Source organism: bacterium, assembly GCA_016708025.1.
Classification (GTDB): domain Bacteria; phylum Zixibacteria; class MSB-5A5; order GN15; family FEB-12; genus FEB-12.
In genome coordinates this window covers 568,579-585,398 of sequence record JADJGQ010000001.1, presented here as the reverse complement: position 1 = coordinate 585,398, position 16,820 = coordinate 568,579, and the positions used below count along the sequence as shown (strand labels likewise).

Annotated in this window: 16 protein-coding genes; 2 read left to right on the top strand and 14 right to left on the bottom strand. The window is 53.1% G+C overall.

Annotated features, from left to right (window positions below; genetic code table 11):
• Window positions 1-12: 12 nt before the first annotated feature.
• Both bamA and rplU read right to left on the bottom strand, forming a co-directional pair.
• Window positions 13-2,502, bottom strand: coding sequence for an outer membrane protein assembly factor BamA (gene bamA / locus IPH75_02550; GenBank protein ID MBK7140945.1), 2,490 nt, complete (start codon window positions 2,500-2,502; stop codon window positions 13-15).
• Between the two features lie 14 nt (window positions 2,503-2,516).
• A complete protein-coding gene (gene rplU, locus IPH75_02545) occupies window positions 2,517-2,837 on the bottom strand; it encodes a 50S ribosomal protein L21 (protein MBK7140944.1) in 321 nt (106 codons plus the stop codon).
• Window positions 2,838-3,090: 253 nt separating this feature from the next.
• On the opposite strand from rplU, the gene uvrB reads away from it, so the two are divergent.
• Together uvrB and IPH75_02535 are read left to right on the top strand one after the other, a co-directional pair.
• A complete protein-coding gene (gene uvrB, locus IPH75_02540; protein MBK7140943.1) occupies window positions 3,091-5,136 on the top strand; it encodes an excinuclease ABC subunit UvrB in 2,046 nt (681 codons plus the stop codon).
• Window positions 5,137-5,139: 3 nt separating this feature from the next.
• On the top strand, window positions 5,140-6,018 hold the full coding sequence (locus tag IPH75_02535) for a hypothetical protein (GenBank protein MBK7140942.1): 879 nt from the start codon (window positions 5,140-5,142) through the stop codon (window positions 6,016-6,018).
• Here the strand turns inward: IPH75_02535 and IPH75_02530 are convergent, their stop codons facing one another.
• From IPH75_02530 to IPH75_02475, 12 genes are all read right to left on the bottom strand, one after another.
• The gene (locus IPH75_02530) at window positions 6,019-6,528 is read right to left on the bottom strand and encodes a CvpA family protein (GenBank protein ID MBK7140941.1); all 510 of its coding nucleotides are present in this window, start codon (window positions 6,526-6,528) and stop codon (window positions 6,019-6,021) included.
• 18 nt (window positions 6,529-6,546) lie between these two features.
• The gene (locus IPH75_02525; protein MBK7140940.1) at window positions 6,547-7,293 is read right to left on the bottom strand and encodes an SDR family oxidoreductase; all 747 of its coding nucleotides are present in this window, start codon (window positions 7,291-7,293) and stop codon (window positions 6,547-6,549) included.
• Between the two features lie 39 nt (window positions 7,294-7,332).
• Window positions 7,333-8,037 carry a lipoyl(octanoyl) transferase LipB gene (lipB, locus tag IPH75_02520; protein MBK7140939.1) on the bottom strand — a complete coding sequence of 235 codons (705 nt, stop codon included), beginning with the start codon at window positions 8,035-8,037 and terminating at the stop codon, window positions 7,333-7,335.
• Window positions 8,037-9,392, bottom strand: a complete 1,356-nt coding sequence (locus tag IPH75_02515) for a 2-oxo acid dehydrogenase subunit E2 (protein ID MBK7140938.1) — start codon at window positions 9,390-9,392, stop codon at window positions 8,037-8,039. The genes lipB and IPH75_02515 overlap by 1 nt, the downstream gene beginning before the upstream one ends.
• Before the next feature lie 96 nt (window positions 9,393-9,488).
• Window positions 9,489-10,568: a quinolinate synthase NadA gene (gene nadA, locus IPH75_02510; protein ID MBK7140937.1), complete on the bottom strand. Its 1,080-nt coding sequence runs from the start codon at window positions 10,566-10,568 to the stop codon at window positions 9,489-9,491.
• 2 nt (window positions 10,569-10,570) lie between these two features.
• Window positions 10,571-11,656 (bottom strand): NAD(P)/FAD-dependent oxidoreductase, encoded by a 1,086-nt coding sequence (locus IPH75_02505; GenBank protein MBK7140936.1) that lies wholly within the window; start codon window positions 11,654-11,656, stop codon window positions 10,571-10,573.
• Between the two features lie 114 nt (window positions 11,657-11,770).
• Entirely contained in the window at window positions 11,771-12,244 is a 474-nt protein-coding gene (locus tag IPH75_02500; GenBank protein MBK7140935.1) for a redoxin domain-containing protein, read from the bottom strand.
• 42 nt (window positions 12,245-12,286) lie between these two features.
• Entirely contained in the window at window positions 12,287-12,481 is a 195-nt protein-coding gene (locus IPH75_02495; protein MBK7140934.1) for a hypothetical protein, read from the bottom strand.
• Between the two features lie 42 nt (window positions 12,482-12,523).
• A complete protein-coding gene (locus tag IPH75_02490) occupies window positions 12,524-13,021 on the bottom strand; it encodes a ferritin family protein (GenBank protein MBK7140933.1) in 498 nt (165 codons plus the stop codon).
• Between the two features lie 29 nt (window positions 13,022-13,050).
• A complete protein-coding gene (locus IPH75_02485; GenBank protein ID MBK7140932.1) occupies window positions 13,051-13,770 on the bottom strand; it encodes a hypothetical protein in 720 nt (239 codons plus the stop codon).
• Between the two features lie 204 nt (window positions 13,771-13,974).
• Window positions 13,975-14,589 (bottom strand): DUF3566 domain-containing protein, encoded by a 615-nt coding sequence (locus IPH75_02480; GenBank protein MBK7140931.1) that lies wholly within the window; start codon window positions 14,587-14,589, stop codon window positions 13,975-13,977.
• 77 nt (window positions 14,590-14,666) lie between these two features.
• Window positions 14,667-16,805, bottom strand: coding sequence for an acetate--CoA ligase family protein (locus IPH75_02475; protein ID MBK7140930.1), 2,139 nt, complete (start codon window positions 16,803-16,805; stop codon window positions 14,667-14,669).
• Between the last annotated feature and the right edge of the window lie 15 nt (window positions 16,806-16,820).

Below are 16,820 nucleotides of genomic sequence, written 5' to 3'. Positions count from 1 at the left end.
AACGATTAATGACTACTTAAACGTCGTGCCGATCTGGAAGTGTGGTTTCCATTTCTGCGACTCATCTCGATATTTGTCCAAGGGATACGCAAAGTCAAAGCCGATAGTTCCAATTCCGGGGACCGCAATTCGGAACCCAAAGCCGACTCCCCGATACAGACTATTCACCTTAACATCGTTCAACTCGCGCCAGGAATTACCAGCGTCGAAGAAGATCAATCCATACAATTGCTGATTGGCGATCGGGATCTGCAGTTCCATATTGGTGACGAACATATAGTTGCCGCGGATACGCACAGTATTTGAATCCCGCACCTGGTCGGTGACGTCAGTTGTATCGAGCAAGGAGTCGATAAGAAAATACCGATCTTGATCGTACACTGTTGAATCAGGCGTCAGCACACCGTCATCATAACCCCGCACTATGCCGTCATACGATGTACCGCCGGGTGTGAACCGGTCAGAGAGCAGAATGTGATCGTCATCAAAGGGCGAGGTAACTGCCCCCCATTCGACTTTCGCGGCTATAGCCATTCCCCAGAAAAGAGGTATGAACTTGGCATACTCAATTTGGTGGTGCTGATACCGATAGTATCCACCCAGAAAACCACCGGTGGACTCAAAGGTGTACGAAAACTGTGAGCCGCTGGTAGCAAATTCTGGCAGGTTGCGCGAGTCACGCGTCAGAGTAAACGAAAATCGCGATGCTGTGCGCCAATTGCCATCTTCTTCCAAGATCGATCCGGGAAGGTAGCTTCTCCGCACATACCCGGCATACTTATCGCCCGACAGCGTATCGCCCGCAGGTGGCAAATCGAGGGAATCATTTGCTTCTCGATCCTGATAATATATATCCTTGATCGAATTACTGAAGACGAACGCATCACTGAAATCATAGATCCGGTTACTCTCAAGCCTGTAGGCCCCGTAGATCCGGAAATAGTTGTCCGGCCAGCGCAAGCGACGGCCCACCCGGATCGATGCACCCTGCCTCCCCTCGGTGTAGTCCTCGTACCATCGACGGTTTGTCGTATAGATGTCAGTACTCAGCAATGTCGGGCGGCCGAATAACCAGGGCTCGGTGAAGGAGAGCGAAAACGAGTTTCGGCGGTTTCCCTTCTCTACCTGGAAAGAGACGCTCTGACCATTCCCCATCAGGTTCGGAATCCCCAGTCCAACTGAGCCAACCAGCTTGTCCTGGCTGTTGTAACCTGCTCCGGCCGAGACCTGACCGGTCTGCTTTTCGGTGACCTTGTATTCGATATCAACATCACCATTCGCCAGATCTATGGGCGTCGGCTCGACATTCGCAAAATAGTTCAATGCCATGGCATCGCGAACCGACCGAATCAACAACGACCGGCTGAATGTCTGCCCGGGCAGGGTGGAAAGCTCTCGGCGAATCACCTTGTCTTTGGTTTTGTTATTACCAACGATACGCACCAGATTGATATGCGATGGAAGCCCTTCGGTAATGTCATACGTGATATCGAGAAGCGAATCGGAGCGAGTGGTTCGTTCGTCGTTGACTCGAATGTGCAGGTGACCGATCTCCTGATAAGTCGTGTAGATCTCCATCAATGACTTATCATACTTCTCCGCATCGAATACTTCCCCCGGGATATGCTTGAGCGCTCTTTCCAGTGTTTTCGTCTTCAGGATGCTGTTCCCTTTGAAGATCGACTCTCCGAAATAATAGCGCGGCCCCTCGTAAACTTCGAGGTAAATGGTCATGCGGCTGATGGAGGTATCTATGGTCTGTGAATCCGAAACGACATATGCGTCAATGAACCCGCGTTTGTGGTATTCTTCGACGATCTTAGTCAGGTCTTCTTCGTATTTTTCTTCGGCATAGTCGGAGCTTTTGAGGAATCCCCGCTTCCGATTGCGCATCTTGCCGATCAGGTCACCGGCTGGGACTTCCTTGTTGCCGGTCATCACGACATTCTCAACCTTGACCTTGGAACGCTCATTTACCTGGTAAACAAGCACTGCCTCGCTGGAATCGGCGCTGTACGTAAGCGTGTGACCGACTGTCGCCTGGAAATATCCTTTGTCGGCATACAGCTTTCGGATCTGCTCAGCCTTCTCGTGCACGAGAAATGGGGAGATGTAGCCGCCAACACCCAATTTCAATTTTTCGGTTAGCTCTTTGGAGCTGAATTTGTCGTTGCCGGAGAAGGTCAAGCCAGACAGTTTGGGTAGTTCTTTGACGATGATAAACAGCTTCAAGCCACCAGTGACTTCCTCTGCCTCTAATTTTACGTCAGAGAAAATACCTAGGCCGTAGAGACGACGCATCGTCTCCTGGATGATAGTGGCATTGATCGGGGAACCCTTATCGATCTTGGAGACCCCAAGAATAAGGGATGGTGCGGTTATCCGGTTGCCGACAACCTCGACATCAACAACCCTGGGCCCTTCCTGTGCAACTACCGGGGAGAAGACTCCCGCCACCAGTAGCAGCGTCAGGAGAGCTATCCATGCTCGTACGCGCCTCAAATCACACAAGTCGTTTAGCTCTTTGGACTAACGATCTTATTAACCTTGATCTCGGTGTAATCCTGACGATGTCCCAAAGTGCGACGGTATTTCGTCCGGCGTTTGTACTTGAATCCGACCAGTTTTTCGCCGCGGGTATGGTCAAGCACTTCGGCCTCGATCTTTGCGCCGGAGACAAACGGGGTACCGATCACCGATGCACCGTTCGCATTCACGAGCAGCACATCACTGATATTCAGCTTTTCACCCTGCTTGGCCGCCTGGCGAGGAACCTGTATTACCGCACCCTCTTCGGCGCGATACTGAAAGCCGGCGAGCTGAAAAATAGCGTACATCAAATCCTCCACAGGTGATTGAAAATGTTACTCCGTTTGGACTTAAGCCTCGCAAAGTAACTGTTTCCCAAGCCAAGTCAAGGTCTTTTTTCTGGGACAACCCATAAGCGGGTGTCCGTCTCTCCCGGTTACACCCGGCGGAGAGGATTTGGTTCCCAACAACTTAGCCGCCCCAGCCGGTCGCTCAGAATGTGAGTTCCGCCCTCCTCCCCTTTCCGCTATATTGGAACCAGTTGACGTTTAAGAAAGAAATATGAATACCAAGTACTCAAAGCCTTCCATCCCCCCCCCTGCGCCATTCCAATTGCATGCCAATTTTGAGCCAAAGGGGGACCAGCCCCAGGCAATTGCGGAGCTTTTGGAAGGACTCCGTTCGGGCCGCAAACACCAGACCCTTTTGGGGGTGACCGGTTCCGGAAAGACTTTCACCATTGCCAACGTGATCGCCCAGTACGGCAAACCGGCGCTGGTCATTTCGCATAACAAGACTTTGGCAGCGCAGTTATATGGCGAGTTAAAGGCATTTTTCCCGAAGAACGCTGTCGAGTTCTTTATCAGCTATTACGACTACTACCAGCCAGAGGCGTACCTTCCCACCACGGATACTTATATCGAGAAGGATACCGCGATGAACGAGGATATCGATCGCCTCCGCCTTCGCGCCACCGCCTCCCTTCTCGATCGAAGCGATGTCATCATCGTTGCCTCTGTCTCCTGCATTTACGGTTTGGGATCGCCACAGGAGTACAAAAATCAGCTGCTTTTCCTTGAGCGTGGTGTCGAAAACGACCGTGACGAAGTGATCCGCAAGCTGATAGATATTCACTACAATCGGAATGAACTCGACTTCTCCCGGGGCAATTTTCGTGTACGTGGAGACACTGTCGAGCTGATCCCCGCCTACTACGAAACAGCCATCCGCATCGAGTTTTTTGGCGATGAGATCGAGCGGATCACCGAGGTCGACCCGTTGACCGGAGAGATCATCAATGAACGGCAGAAGATCGCCATCTACCCGGCGAAACACTTTGTAACATCCAAGCCGCAATTGGCCGAAGCCATCGCCGGGATCGAGGCCGAGCTCAAGGAACGCCTCGCCACCTACCGTTCGCTCGATAAACTGCTGGAACTTCAGCGCCTTGACCAGCGGACTCGCTATGACCTTGAAATGCTCCGCGAGGTAGGCTACTGCACGGGCGTTGAAAACTACTCAAGGTATTTGACCGGGCGCAAAGCCGGAGACCGGCCGCAATGTTTGATCGACTTTTTTGAGGGGGATTTCTTGACGGTCATTGACGAATCGCACCAGTCGATCCCTCAAATTCGCGGCATGTTTGCCGGCGACCGATCACGCAAGGATGTCCTTGTTGAGCATGGCTTCCGCCTACCCTCTGCTTTGGACAATCGCCCCCTTTTCTTTGAAGAATTTGAGAGCCTGCAGAAGCATACCATTTATGTATCTGCCACTCCCTCGGATTATGAACTTAACAAGTGCGAAGGTCTGGTTGTCGACCAGGTGATTCGCCCGACCGGATTGCTTGACCCGATCATCACCGTTAAGCCGCTGCGCAGCCAGGTCGATGACCTGCTTGAGCAGGTCCGCCAACGAGTTGCACGGAATGAGCGGGTGCTGGTAACCACTCTGACCAAGCGGATGTCTGAAGACCTGACCGATTATCTCGACAAAATGGGGATACGCGTACGGTACTTGCACTCTGAAATCGATTCGATAGAACGGACCAGTATCATCCGGGACCTCCGGCTTGCCGAGTTTGATGTCCTGGTCGGCGTCAATTTATTGCGAGAAGGATTGGACCTTCCGGAGGTCTCGCTCGTCGCTATATTGGATGCTGACAAGGAGGGTTTCCTGCGGTCCGAGCGATCTTTGGTGCAAACGGCCGGGCGAGCGGCTCGTAACAAGGATGGCGAAGTGATCTTCTACGCGGACAAGATCACTGATTCGATGCGAAAAGCCATGGATGAAACCAACCGACGCCGCGCCAAACAGCTCGCCTACAACCAGGAGCATGGGATCAACCCGGAGACGATCTTCAAGACTCGCGACGAGATCCTTCGGACTACCCTTTTTGCCGACAGCAAGACCGCTGAGGAAGAGAAGAAGTTCGAGAAGCCGGATCACTTCTCACTCATGTCCCAGGAGGATCAACTGGGCTTTATGGCGAAAGCGATGAAACAGGCCGCCGAAAATCTCGAATTTGAGACCGCCATCGCCATTCGCGACGAGATCAACCAGCTCCGCAAAGAGCATAAACATGGTATCAAACGGAAACGGCGCTGACTTATGACCAGGCATTCCCTACTCCGCACTTCGTTTCTCGCACTGTTGCTGATCACCCTGCTCGGTGGCTGCAAAGAGAAAGAAGTTCCCTATGTGGTCGACGAAAACGAGGTTGAACGGTACCTTCTTGAGACTGAGCAAGGACAGGAGCTCTTCCGCACCGAAGGGATCATCTCCACCGATCCATATACACTTCCTGCGGACAGTGCCACCTACGTTGATTCCGCAATCTCCCACACGCGGCTAATAAATATTACACTCTCCGACGGTCTCTGGGAGTATGAGAATTTGGGGATTATTCGCGAAGGACTCGCCAAGGTCATAGATACTTTCTTGGTACGGACCCGCCGCGTTAAGGGGATTGATACGCTCATCACCGACAACAGACGCGGCTTCGTGAGATACGGCCATTTCCTCAAGCTGGGCAACGACGCACAGGAGTACGTCGGATGGGTGTTGTATGGCTTTAACGGATTTGGATCAGCTTCGGGCGACGAATTATCGATCAGACTTGCCTGGAGCGGTATGTCTCTAACCTATTTCGATCATCGCCTTTACACCAATACGCTCAAAGATAGTTTGCTCAAGTTGTTGGGTCCGGGATATATCAAATTGACGGATATGCGATCTTCCACCAAGGGATTTAACATCTCGTCGGAAGTGAGAAATCGATTCAGGTTGGTTCTGACGAATGAGGGTCCAAACAACTCGTGGGAGAACTCGGCGATGTCGACCACGACTACGGCCAACCTCTACCGAGACACAGTGCAGATACCGACAACGGCCAATCGTCTGTATAATCTGATCACCTTGCACATGTTGGGAGATTCGACAAGTCGAACTGGACGGACCGGGGTGTTTCTTCCCTACCGCCTACCCTAGTTATGGTTCCTGAGTCGCACCAGGCTGTTCGTCCCCGCGATGCAACAGCCGTTCATCCAATATTGCTGAAACCGGCGTTAGTATCCCCTGCACGACATAGGTCTGTTCGACGGTAGTCCGTGCGCCCGGTACGATCACCATCGCAACAACCATGATCAAGGACGCGATCACCAAGAAGATTCCAAGACTGCAAATCGCGCCGATTATGGAATTAACCATTCCTACGGGAGACTCTTTGATCATCCCGGTAACCCATTTTCCGATCATGCGTGCCAGCCAGATCGCGAGAACAAAGATGAGTAGAAACGAGACTGCAATCGTGATCGGCTTGCTGACTATCCCGTACCCGAACAATTCCGCAAGATCAGCCGAAAATCGAGCGGCAAGACCGAATCCAATAAACGATGAAACCAACCAGACCACCTGACCCAGAAACCCGCGCTTGTATCCGGCATAGATCGCAGCGATTGCGCAAACGACGAAGATCAGATCGAGAAGCAATGGACTCATATTGGGTTTGACCAGGCTCTACATCAGCGAATAGCCGCCATCGACTATCACCGTCTGACCGGTTATCCATGAGGCCTGTGGGCTGGCCATAAAGACCACCACATCCGCCACTTCCTCGGGAGTTCCGATCCGTTTGAACGGCGTCCGGTCAGAGACCTCGCGCTTCATCTGTTCGTAGTTCGGAAACACCTTCAGAGCGCTGGTATCAATGAACCCGCCCGAGACACAGTTGACGGTGATATGGCGAGCCGCCAATTCTATCGCCATATACTTCACCATATTTTCAATCGCGGCTTTAGAGACGCCGATCGCAGCGTACCCTGGGATATAGCGAATGGATCCGAGCGATGATAGCGTGACTATCCGGCTGTGATTCGGCATAATCGGCGACGCCAACTGCACGCAGTTGAGAAATGCGCGGGCATTGGTATGCATGGAAAGGTCCCATGCCTTGTCGTCGATCTCAAGCATGGAAGTATACAAGCCCAGGGCGGCGTTGGAGATCAGAATATCGAGCTTACCAAACTTTGACTTGATGCCGTCGAAGATCGCCGGGATCTGATCATGATTCCCCATATTGGCGCGGTGCGCATAACACTCTACACCATACGCTTTGATCTTTTCGACTGCTTCATTGGCCGATTGACGACTGCGGAAGTAACTAATGATGACATCGGCACCCCGTTTGGCCAGACGTTCGGCCACCGCAAGTCCGATACCGCGTGTCCCCCCGGTAACAAACGCAACTTTTCCTTTGAGTTCCATGGAATCCCTCCTGGTCAGGAGCCGCTCAACCTGAGCAGCCTAGATCTCGTATCCGCCGGATTGGCTTTCCAGTTCCTCGGCCAACGATTCCAGATCGATGGGAGAGAAATCGGTGCCGAACACTTCGCCGTACTTGTCCAGCAGGACACGACGAAACTGCTCCATCTCCACCGGCTTCTTGAGAAGCCGCTTGGCCGATGTCATCACTTTGGCATTCAGCCCACACGGATTGATCTTGTTGAATTCTGTCAGCTTGGTATTGAGATTGATCGCGGCCCCATGGTACGTGATCCAGTGTTTGACCGCGATCCCGATTGATGCTATTTTCTTTTTGCCGACCCAAACACCGGTATTCTCTACTCCGCGTTCGGCCTTGATCCCGTATTCCGCCAACGCCCGAATGATCCCCTCCTGGACATCATCCATGAACTTATGCAGGTCTCTCCCCCGCCGGGTCAGGTTGAAAACGAAATAAACCACGAGTTGTCCCGGACCGTGGAAAGTGACATCGCCGCCACGTTCGATGAAATAGGGCGTAATATTGGAATCCTTGAAATTCGCATCGTGACCATCTCGCCCGACCGTTATGACCGGAGGATGCTCAAGCAGCATCAGGGTGTCGCGCGCCAGCCCTTGCTGGCGCATTTTCACCAATCCATGCTGCCATTCCAGCGCACGTTCATAGTCGATCGTCCCGGCCTGTAATACCCAGCCGAGCATTTTATCCTGTGCGACTGTGACCATCAACGCAAATGTACCAGCAATGAGGTCGGATCAGCCAGGAATCCATGGACTCGATGCAGGAACTGCACCGCGGTGTGGCCATCGATCAATCGGTGATCGAACGACATGCCGAAGGACGAAATGTCGCGGATCACGATCTGATCGTTCACCACCCATGGACGCTTGCTGATCATATGGATCCCCAGGATCGCGACCTGCGGCTGGGCAATGATCGGTGTCGAAGCCGTCGCTCCGAACATTCCGGCATTGGTGACTGAGAAGGTGCCATCGGCAACATCATCCGGTTTCAGACGGTTGGTCCGTGCCTTTTCACCCAGAGAGTTTATCTCGACGGCGATCTCAACGATTGACTTCTTGTCGGCATCCTTGATGACCGGTACGATCAACCCCTCGTCACGAGCGACTGCGATCCCGATATTGAAGTAGTTCTTGACGATGATCTCTTTTTCGGTGAGCGACGCATTGATCGTCGGGAACTCCTTCAATCCGATACAGCAGGCCTTCACGATAAACGGCATGAACGTGATATTAGCGCCGTAGGTCTCGCGAAAATCCTTCTTGATCGCATTGCGGAATTTGACCAGTTCGGTCATGTCGATATCTTCAAAGGTCGTCACATGGGGAGATGTCTGCTTCGACTTCACCATATGCTCGGCTATCAACTTGCGCGCGCCGATCAGTGGTGTACGGGTGGTCCGCTGCGCTTCGGGAAGCGGAGCAAAGACCGGGATCTGCACTTTGACTTTCGGCTCTTTCGATGCGGCCGGAGCGGATGCGGCGGCGGCAGTCGGCGCGGCATAGCTCACTGCCTGAACCGGTTGAACCGGCGACGGTATCGGAGCGGCGGTAAATCCCTGTGAACCGGAGCGCTGCTCGACGGCACGCATGACATCTTCGACCGTCACACGCCCCTCTTTCCCCGTCGGAATGATCGTCAACGGGTCAACGCCGTATTCACGGATAAGCATCCGAACTTTGGGGGACATCATCCCTTTGCCAACCTCGCCAGTAGCTTTGACAGGAGGAGCCGCAACCGGAGCAGCGGCCATAGCGACAGAGGCTGCCGGCACTGGTGTATCAGCCTGGGCAGGACGTCCTGTGGAGACCGCGGCGCCTTTACCATCATCAATAGTGGCAATTCTGGAGCCGACCGGGACTACATCCCCTTCCTTCACAAACTGCGCGGTCAGGATGCCGGCCGTTTCGGCAGGAATCTCAACATTGACCTTGTCAGTCATCAATTCCACGAGCGGCTGGTTGATTTCCACCCGGTCGCCGATCTTGACTTTCCACTGCAGGATGGTCCCTTCGAGAACCGACTCTCCCATCTGTGGGACCAGAACATCTTGTGCCATATAGCGTTTCCTCTATCGCGTTAAACTAAAATTCGAACCGTAGCATGTGAAAACAGCGACCAGTTTGGTCGCTCTGGGTGGCAAAATACGGCCATGTCAGCTAATTTCAAGCATTTTTTCCAGTGCCAGCCTGGCCTCGCCCTTGGTCGGCTCAGGGACAGTTATCGGCTTAATATCAGAATAGTGCTCGAGCGTATATGCCAGGTCATTCAGGGTCGTCCGGTACATATTGGCACAGACCGGGCAAGTATTCCCTGAAAGCTCAAAGATCTTTTTGTCAGGATAGGTATGCGCCATCCGATTAACCAGATTGATCTCCGTCCCGATCGCAATGACAGACCCACTTGGCGCTTTCTCACAGAAATCGACGATGAAGCTCGTCGATCCCGAAGCATCGGCCAGTCGCACCACCTCATTCGGGCACTCAGGGTGCACAATCACCTTCGCTTCAGGATAGCGGGTCCGTATGTCGTAAACATGCTCTGGTTTGAAATTGGTGTGGACATGGCAGTGCCCTTTCCAGAGAATGATCTTGGCCCTTTCAATCTGCTCGGCCGCCAAGCCACCATCGTCACGCGAGAAATCCCAGATCACCATCTCTTCGGGTTTCAAGCCATAGGCCACACCGGTGTTGTGGCCGAGATGTTCATCGGGGAAAAAGAACACCTTCTCCCTCTTATCAAGGGCGTACTGAAGGGCCGCTTTGGCGTTCGACGAAGTACAGATCAGCCCGCCATTACGACCGGTAAAGGCTTTCAGCCCAGCCGCGGTATTCATATAGGAAATCGGCATGATCTTTTGTTCACCGCCAAACGGCTTCAAGTATTCCCACGCCGCCAGCACATCCGCCATCTCAGCCATATCAGCCATCGGGCATCCAGCGAGTGGGTTTGGCAGGTAAACATTCTGATTGTCGCCGGTCAGGATATCAGCGGACTCTGCCATGAAGTGCACGCCACAGAAAACGATCGTGTCTGCATCCTGCTGGCGCGCGGCTATCTTGGAAAGACCGTAGCTATCGCCGATATGATCGGCGAACTCGACCACCTCGAGCCGCTGGTAATGATGTACCAGGATCACGAGCTTTTTGCCCAGGCGCACACGCGCCTCTCTGATCCGTCCGCGCAGGTCGTCGGCCGTTGCTTCGCGATATTCTTTTGGCAATGCGAAAAACATGACTACTCGTTCTTCTCCGCTTGCTCTTTGGCCCGTTCCTGAGACTGCAACCGTGCCCACTTCTTCTGGGCAAGTTCATGCTTGTCGGTCGAGTGACCCGGACTGACTTTCGCCTTCGGATCGATATAGTTTTTGGCGTTATTGACCGCAATTGCCACTTCGCCGCACCCGGTCGAGATCAGCTTCAACTTCCCCTCGTAGGTAACGATATCGCCGGCCGCGAATATTCCCTCAATATTGGTACGCATCCGGCTGTCAACCTTGATGGCATTGTGCTCCAGTTCGAGTCCCCAGTCCTCGATCGGCCCAAGGTTGGTCAGGAAGCCGATATTAAACACGATCGCGTCAATATCCAGAACCTCTTCCTCGCCCGTGCGCGATTGCACCAGAGTCACTCGCCGGACCCAGTCTTCGCCCTCTATCTTCTGCACTTCCCAGAAAGGGAATTTCATGCGGACAGTTGAATTCATAACCTTGCGGACTGAATCCTCGTGCGCGGCAAAAAAATCATTTCGATGGATATGCGTGATCGATCGAGCCACCGGCTCAAGCATCATGGAATAATCAAAAGCCGAGTCGCCGCCCCCGACGATCAATACATTCTTGTCTCTAAAGTCGTTGATTCGTCGCACGAAATAGTAGATACCCGATCCTTCGAGTCGCTCGACATCGGGGATATCCAGCTTCTTCGGTACATACGCCCCCAATCCGGCACAGATCACGACCGAGCGGGAGAAGTGCTCTCCCTTATCGGTGATCAAATGAATGATCCCGTGAGCATCCCGCTCCAGTCCGATTACTTTCTCTCCCAGACAGAGCGTGTGCGGGTATTGGAATGCCTGCTCTTTTAGTTGCCTGTTGAGATCCTTCGCCATCACTTTGGGGAAACCGGCAACATCAAAAATATACTTCTCGGGATAGAGCGCCATAAGCCCTCCACCGATCTCTTCAAGCATATCGATCGCCTTGAACTTGGTCATCCGAAGTCCGGCGTAGTACATGCCGTAGAGCGCAACCGGGCCCGCCCCGATGAAAGTGATGTCATGGAGATCAGGACGGTCGCAGGGATCTGTACTGAAATTCGTCATACGAAACTCTGTAACGCGTAACAGGCTGTTGAGTGCCCGAAAGTTAGGCGGGAAATGCCGCTTCCCGAACGGACCGGCGGAAGTGTCGCTCTGGCGGCCGAAAGGAATGACCGCTTATCGTTCAAGACCGGCAATCGCTTTGAAGAGCTCGTTATTGTCCGGGATCTCGGCAGGCGGGACCTGCTCGATGAATCGTATGATCCCCTGTTTGTCGATAAGGAAAATTGACCGTTCCGCGTACCCGCGACGGCTCAGGACGCCATAAAGCTCAGCTACTCTCCCATGCGGGAAGTAGTCAGACATCAGCGGAAACGAGAATCCGCCGTGCTCTTTTGCCCAGGCGATGTGTGAGGGGATCGAATCGACCGATATCGCCAAAAGCTGCGTGTTGTACCTTTCGAACTCGTCCTGAATGATCTGATACGATGGGATCTGGGCCGCGCAGACCGGAGTCCAATCGCCCGGATAAAAAGCAAGCACCACATTCTTCCGGCCACGATACCATGCGAGATTTAACTCTCCCTCATTGTGAGTCGGCAGAGTGAAGTCAGGCGCGAGATCTCCAACCTTCAGTTTGTCTGTTGCCACGTCCGATTGCTTCGTCGTTTTCGCTCCTGGGCCGGTCGACCGTCAGTATCGGTCGTCGTCGTTGTTCCCCATGATATCGTCGTCATCCTCTTCGAGGAAGTCTTCTCCGTCGCCCATCAACTCGTCTTCTTCGGACCATTCGGAGAACTTACTTTTCGGCGCACCGCAGACCGGGCAGCCTTCCGGTGGTTCTTCCTCATCGTGTACGTAACCGCAGATATCGCACACCCACTGCATCGTTGCTCAACTCCTGCTATCGTCAGTTGTCACGTTTATCGATCAGTCTTCGAGCGGAGCGCCGTCGTCGTAGCCAAACCAACTGTAGTTGCCGGCCAACGCATCTTTCTCCGCCTGGAGTAACTCAAAATGATGGTGCTCTTCTTCTGCCAGATCATCGAATATCTTTCGGAAAGCCGGATCATCCACCAGATCCCGCTCTTCCCGATAATACTTGGTGGCTGCAAGTTCCGCCTCGATCGCCAGGGAAATGAACTCCATCTCGGAGTGGCGCTCAAGAACATGCCCTTTGCGGAACACCTCTGCCAGGGCATTTATTCCTTTGTCGGGAAGTGGTCCAATTTCACCACCAACATACTTGGCAAAGATCTCGACGAGTGTCTCTTTGTGGCGTATTTCGTCATCGCGCAGCCCTTCGAGCTTGCGACGGGCATCGGCGTTCTTCGCCTTCTCGGCCAACAGGTTATAGAAATAGTAGCCGTCTTCTTCGCCTTTGATGGCTTTTTTGAGAATCTCTGCGATGTGGCTTTTTGTCGTCATAACTTCCCGGTGCTAAATCGTTAACTCGGCTAAAGTTTGTGCTTAGTCCGTATATAGTCAACAGCTTTTTTCACCCGTTCAACCACAATGGGTTGCGACAGCGTAACCAGTAAACTGGAGAACCCCGGACCTTTGAGGCTCCCCGAAACAGCCAGCCGGGTCAATTCGGCCATCTCCGCCATCTGCACCCCCCGCTCTCCTGCCAGGACGACAACAGTCTGTTCGACCGATTCATCCGTGAATTGGGGTAGTACAGCTAGTCGCTCTGCCACGGCTGCCAAAAGACCAGCCGCCTCGGGAGTGAAGAGCTCCGCTTCCGCTTTCTGGTCATACTTGCAGGCAAAAAAGAAGAAGTAGCCCCCCATCTCTACAAAATCAGTCAATCGGCTTACCTCCCCGCGCAATAACCGCATCACAGCCCGAAGATACTCCCACCTCGTTTCCAGCCAGTACTTGGACGTTAGTCCGGAATCTACCAGCAACGGCGCTACCAACACTGCCAGGTCATGATCAGACTTTTGCAGAATATGCGCCCTGTTGAGTGAAAGCAGTTTCTCTTCATCCATCACCGCGAAGGCAGGATCGTGTCTCGCTTCATCAAACTTATCTATCAATCCCTGCCTGGTGAATGGCTCCTGATCGTTAGCATGTGCCCCACCCAAAGAGCAGAGATAATCGAACATCGCTTCCGGAAGTATCCCCTCACTCTGGAAAGCCGCCAGATCACAGTCACCAAATGCTTGCGTCATTGTATGCCTGGTTTACTCCGGGAATAAAGTCGTGTGTTGAATCGCGAAACTTCCCCATGTTTTGCCTTGTGCATGTGAGTCGGTTCGTACAAAATGGTCACTGGGCCATCGACGCACAATTTTCCGCCCTGCTTTCGGAAAAACAGGTAGTTGAAAGAGCTGAGCGGGTAACGACTGAATTCGCGGACATCTCAGCAGTACAGGCTACGGATTATCCCGGCGAGGGCCATCCTCGTCAGGTTCGGTATGCGGTTCGATGACCGGCGAGGTATCTGGTGCAACCTGATCGGCCTGACTGATCTTCACCGGCAACTCATCCGGCAGAACAAACTCTTGCGACTGGATCACCTCGATCGGTTCTTCGGTCGGAACAACCGGTTCTGGTCGGAATGGTGGCGGGGGTGGCACTGCCACCATGCTGACCGGCGCGATCCCGGATACCTGATCGACAACCGGACCAGCGGAGGTCACCGGTGACACTTTCAGGAATGAATCCGACGGCATCGCATTGAATTCAAACTCCAAACCGCCGACAACTCGCGCTACCAGGTTGTAGCAGGCCGCGATCAGCACCATGAACAGCGTATTGAAAAAAGCCCCGAGGATTGCCAGCAGGATCGGTAGGAGTAATAACATGCCGACAGACGAGCCTTCGTCGGCTCCCATGTCGCCGGCTCCGGACATGGCCAGGATTGCCCGGGCGATGGGTATGAAGATAAGCGACGAAAAGATTCCAAAGAGAAAACCGATCAAAAGGTTGAGAAAGAATCCAACCTTGATCAGTCCCCAGATCCCAATCGACCGAATTTCGTATCTCACCGAAACCTCCAGAAACAGTCAGAGCCGGTCTGCTGGACCGGCTCTGAAAGATATACTCAGGCGTCTATCGGCTCAAGCTATTTGTGTCGAAGGGGAGCCTGCTTAATGATGAACCGTGCATCCACCGCCTTACAGCTATTGCGCTCGGACGAGCAGATGAATGGGTTGATGTCAATTTCGGAAATGACGTCAAAATCCTTGACCAGTTGGGACAGCCGAAGCAATGTTTCCTCGATCAGGCCAATATCAACCGGCTCTGCCCCGCGGAATCCGGTCAGCAACGGGTAGGACTTGAGTGACTGGATCATCTCCTTTGCGTTCTCATCGGTCAACGGATGGACCCGGAATGCGACATCCTTCATCACTTCGACATAAATGCCACCAAGACCAAACATCATCAACGGACCGAAAGACGGTACCGTTGTCATGCCGATCACGACTTCCACGCCTCCTTGCAGCATCTTCTGCATCGCGACAGTGAACTTCTCCCCTTTCTTCAGTTTTCCGACTCGACGTTGTAACTCCTGGAAGGCGTTTCGCACTTCTTTGTCGGACCGAAGATCAACGATCACTGCTCCCAATTCGGTTTTGTGCAGAATTGCCGGAGTGTTGACTTTCATGACGACCGGATACCCGATCTCCCCGGCGACATCGGCAGCCTCTTTGGCACTTCCGGCGAATCGGTATCCCGCAGCAGGTATTCCGTAAGCGTGAAGCATTTCGATTGCTTGCTCGCCAACTATCGCTCCATCCTCGCCCTTGAGGGACTTGTCCAGGATCTTCTGGACTTTCTCCCTGTCAACCTTGAATGACTTGACCTTGCCGACCGGCTTGTCAAGCCATTTGCGATAGCCAGCTATTGTCCCAAGCGTTTTGGCGATCGCCTCTGGGAAAATATAAACCGGAATACCGTGTTCCTTTAGGTACTGCATCGCCAGCGAACCTTCACCTGCTCCAAAAAAACAACTTAACACGGTTCGCTTGGATTTCTCGAGCGCCGCATGGATATTGACCGCTACATCCATCTGGTCGATCGTGACCGGCGGGACAAAGATCGGCACGATAGTATCGTACCGCTCGTCTTTGGCTACCGCTTCTAAGGTCAGACGGAATTCTCTTCCTCGCGCGCCGGCTACCATATCCATCGGATTTGCATACGATGCATTCGCCGCACTGAACTTCTTCAACTCTTTGATCGTCGACGTTGAGAATTGGGGCATATCCAGGCCGTTGTTGACCAGTGCGTCAGTCGCCAGGATCCCCGGCCCGCCGGCGTTCGTTACCACCACCACCCGATTCCCTCGCGGAATCGGCTGAGATGACAGCGCCACCGCAACATCAAACAACTCTTCTACCGTATCGACACGCATTACGCCGGTCTGCTCGAACAATGCATCCACGCCCACATCTACATCCGCCAGTGCACCGGTGTGCGACGAGGCCGCCTTGGCTCCCAATTTCGTCCGCCCGGACTTCACCGCGACGATCGGTTTGATGCGCGAGATCTCGCGTGCTATCTGTGTAAAGTGGCGCGGATTACCAAAATTCTCCACGTAGAGCAATATGACATCTGTCCGCGGATCATCTTTCATATACAGCAGGATGTCATTCACTGAGATGTCCGCCTTATTGCCGATCGACGCGATCATCGAAAAACCGATCCCCAGTTCTTTTGCCTGGCTCATGATCGCTTCACCCATCGCCCCTGACTGGGTGATATGCCCAACGTTGCCTATCTTAGGGAAGGTCTTGCCGAAGGTCGCATTCAGATTGATCTCCGGATCGGTATTCACCACTCCAAAGCAATTTGGCCCAATCATCCGCATTCCGTATTCGTGGCAGATATCGACCAGTTCCATCTCGGCGACCCGTCCTTCCGGACCGGTCTCAGAAAATCCAGCCGAAATAACAACTAATCCCTTTACTCCCTTCTCGCCGCACTGACGCACCACATCCTTGACTCCCGGTTTTGGAACAATCACAATGGCCAGATCCAAAGCATCGGGTACATCCAGCACGGTCGAATAGGACTTAATTGAGTGAATTACTCCAGCCTTTGGGTTGACCGGAAAGACTTTTCCATTGAACTCCGCAGAAAGGATATTATGCAAAGTTTCGCGACCAATCGTTCCCTTTTGGGTGGAAGCCCCAATCACGGCAACCGAGCTTGGTCGAAAGATGGAATCAAGTTCGTGACGCATAAGCGATTGTCTCATAGGTAAATACTCCGA

What these genes read in the sequence shown, in the direction of transcription:
- rplU (MBK7140944.1), bottom strand. Translation starts at nt 2,837, where the DNA reads ATGTACGCTATTTTTCAGCTCGCCGGCTTTCAGTATCGCGCCGAAGAG.
- uvrB (MBK7140943.1), top strand. Translation starts at nt 3,091, where the DNA reads ATGAATACCAAGTACTCAAAGCCTTCCATCCCCCCCCCTGCGCCATTC.
- IPH75_02535 (MBK7140942.1), top strand. Translation starts at nt 5,140, where the DNA reads ATGACCAGGCATTCCCTACTCCGCACTTCGTTTCTCGCACTGTTGCTG.
- IPH75_02530 (MBK7140941.1), bottom strand. Translation starts at nt 6,528, where the DNA reads ATGAGTCCATTGCTTCTCGATCTGATCTTCGTCGTTTGCGCAATCGCT.
- IPH75_02525 (MBK7140940.1), bottom strand. Translation starts at nt 7,293, where the DNA reads ATGGAACTCAAAGGAAAAGTTGCGTTTGTTACCGGGGGGACACGCGGT.
- lipB (MBK7140939.1), bottom strand. Translation starts at nt 8,037, where the DNA reads ATGGTCACAGTCGCACAGGATAAAATGCTCGGCTGGGTATTACAGGCC.
- IPH75_02515 (MBK7140938.1), bottom strand. Translation starts at nt 9,392, where the DNA reads ATGGCACAAGATGTTCTGGTCCCACAGATGGGAGAGTCGGTTCTCGAA.
- nadA (MBK7140937.1), bottom strand. Translation starts at nt 10,568, where the DNA reads ATGTTTTTCGCATTGCCAAAAGAATATCGCGAAGCAACGGCCGACGAC.
- IPH75_02505 (MBK7140936.1), bottom strand. Translation starts at nt 11,656, where the DNA reads ATGACGAATTTCAGTACAGATCCCTGCGACCGTCCTGATCTCCATGAC.
- IPH75_02495 (MBK7140934.1), bottom strand. Translation starts at nt 12,481, where the DNA reads ATGCAGTGGGTGTGCGATATCTGCGGTTACGTACACGATGAGGAAGAA.
- IPH75_02490 (MBK7140933.1), bottom strand. Translation starts at nt 13,021, where the DNA reads ATGACGACAAAAAGCCACATCGCAGAGATTCTCAAAAAAGCCATCAAA.
- IPH75_02485 (MBK7140932.1), bottom strand. Translation starts at nt 13,770, where the DNA reads ATGACGCAAGCATTTGGTGACTGTGATCTGGCGGCTTTCCAGAGTGAG.
- IPH75_02475 (MBK7140930.1), bottom strand. Translation starts at nt 16,805, where the DNA reads ATGAGACAATCGCTTATGCGTCACGAACTTGATTCCATCTTTCGACCA.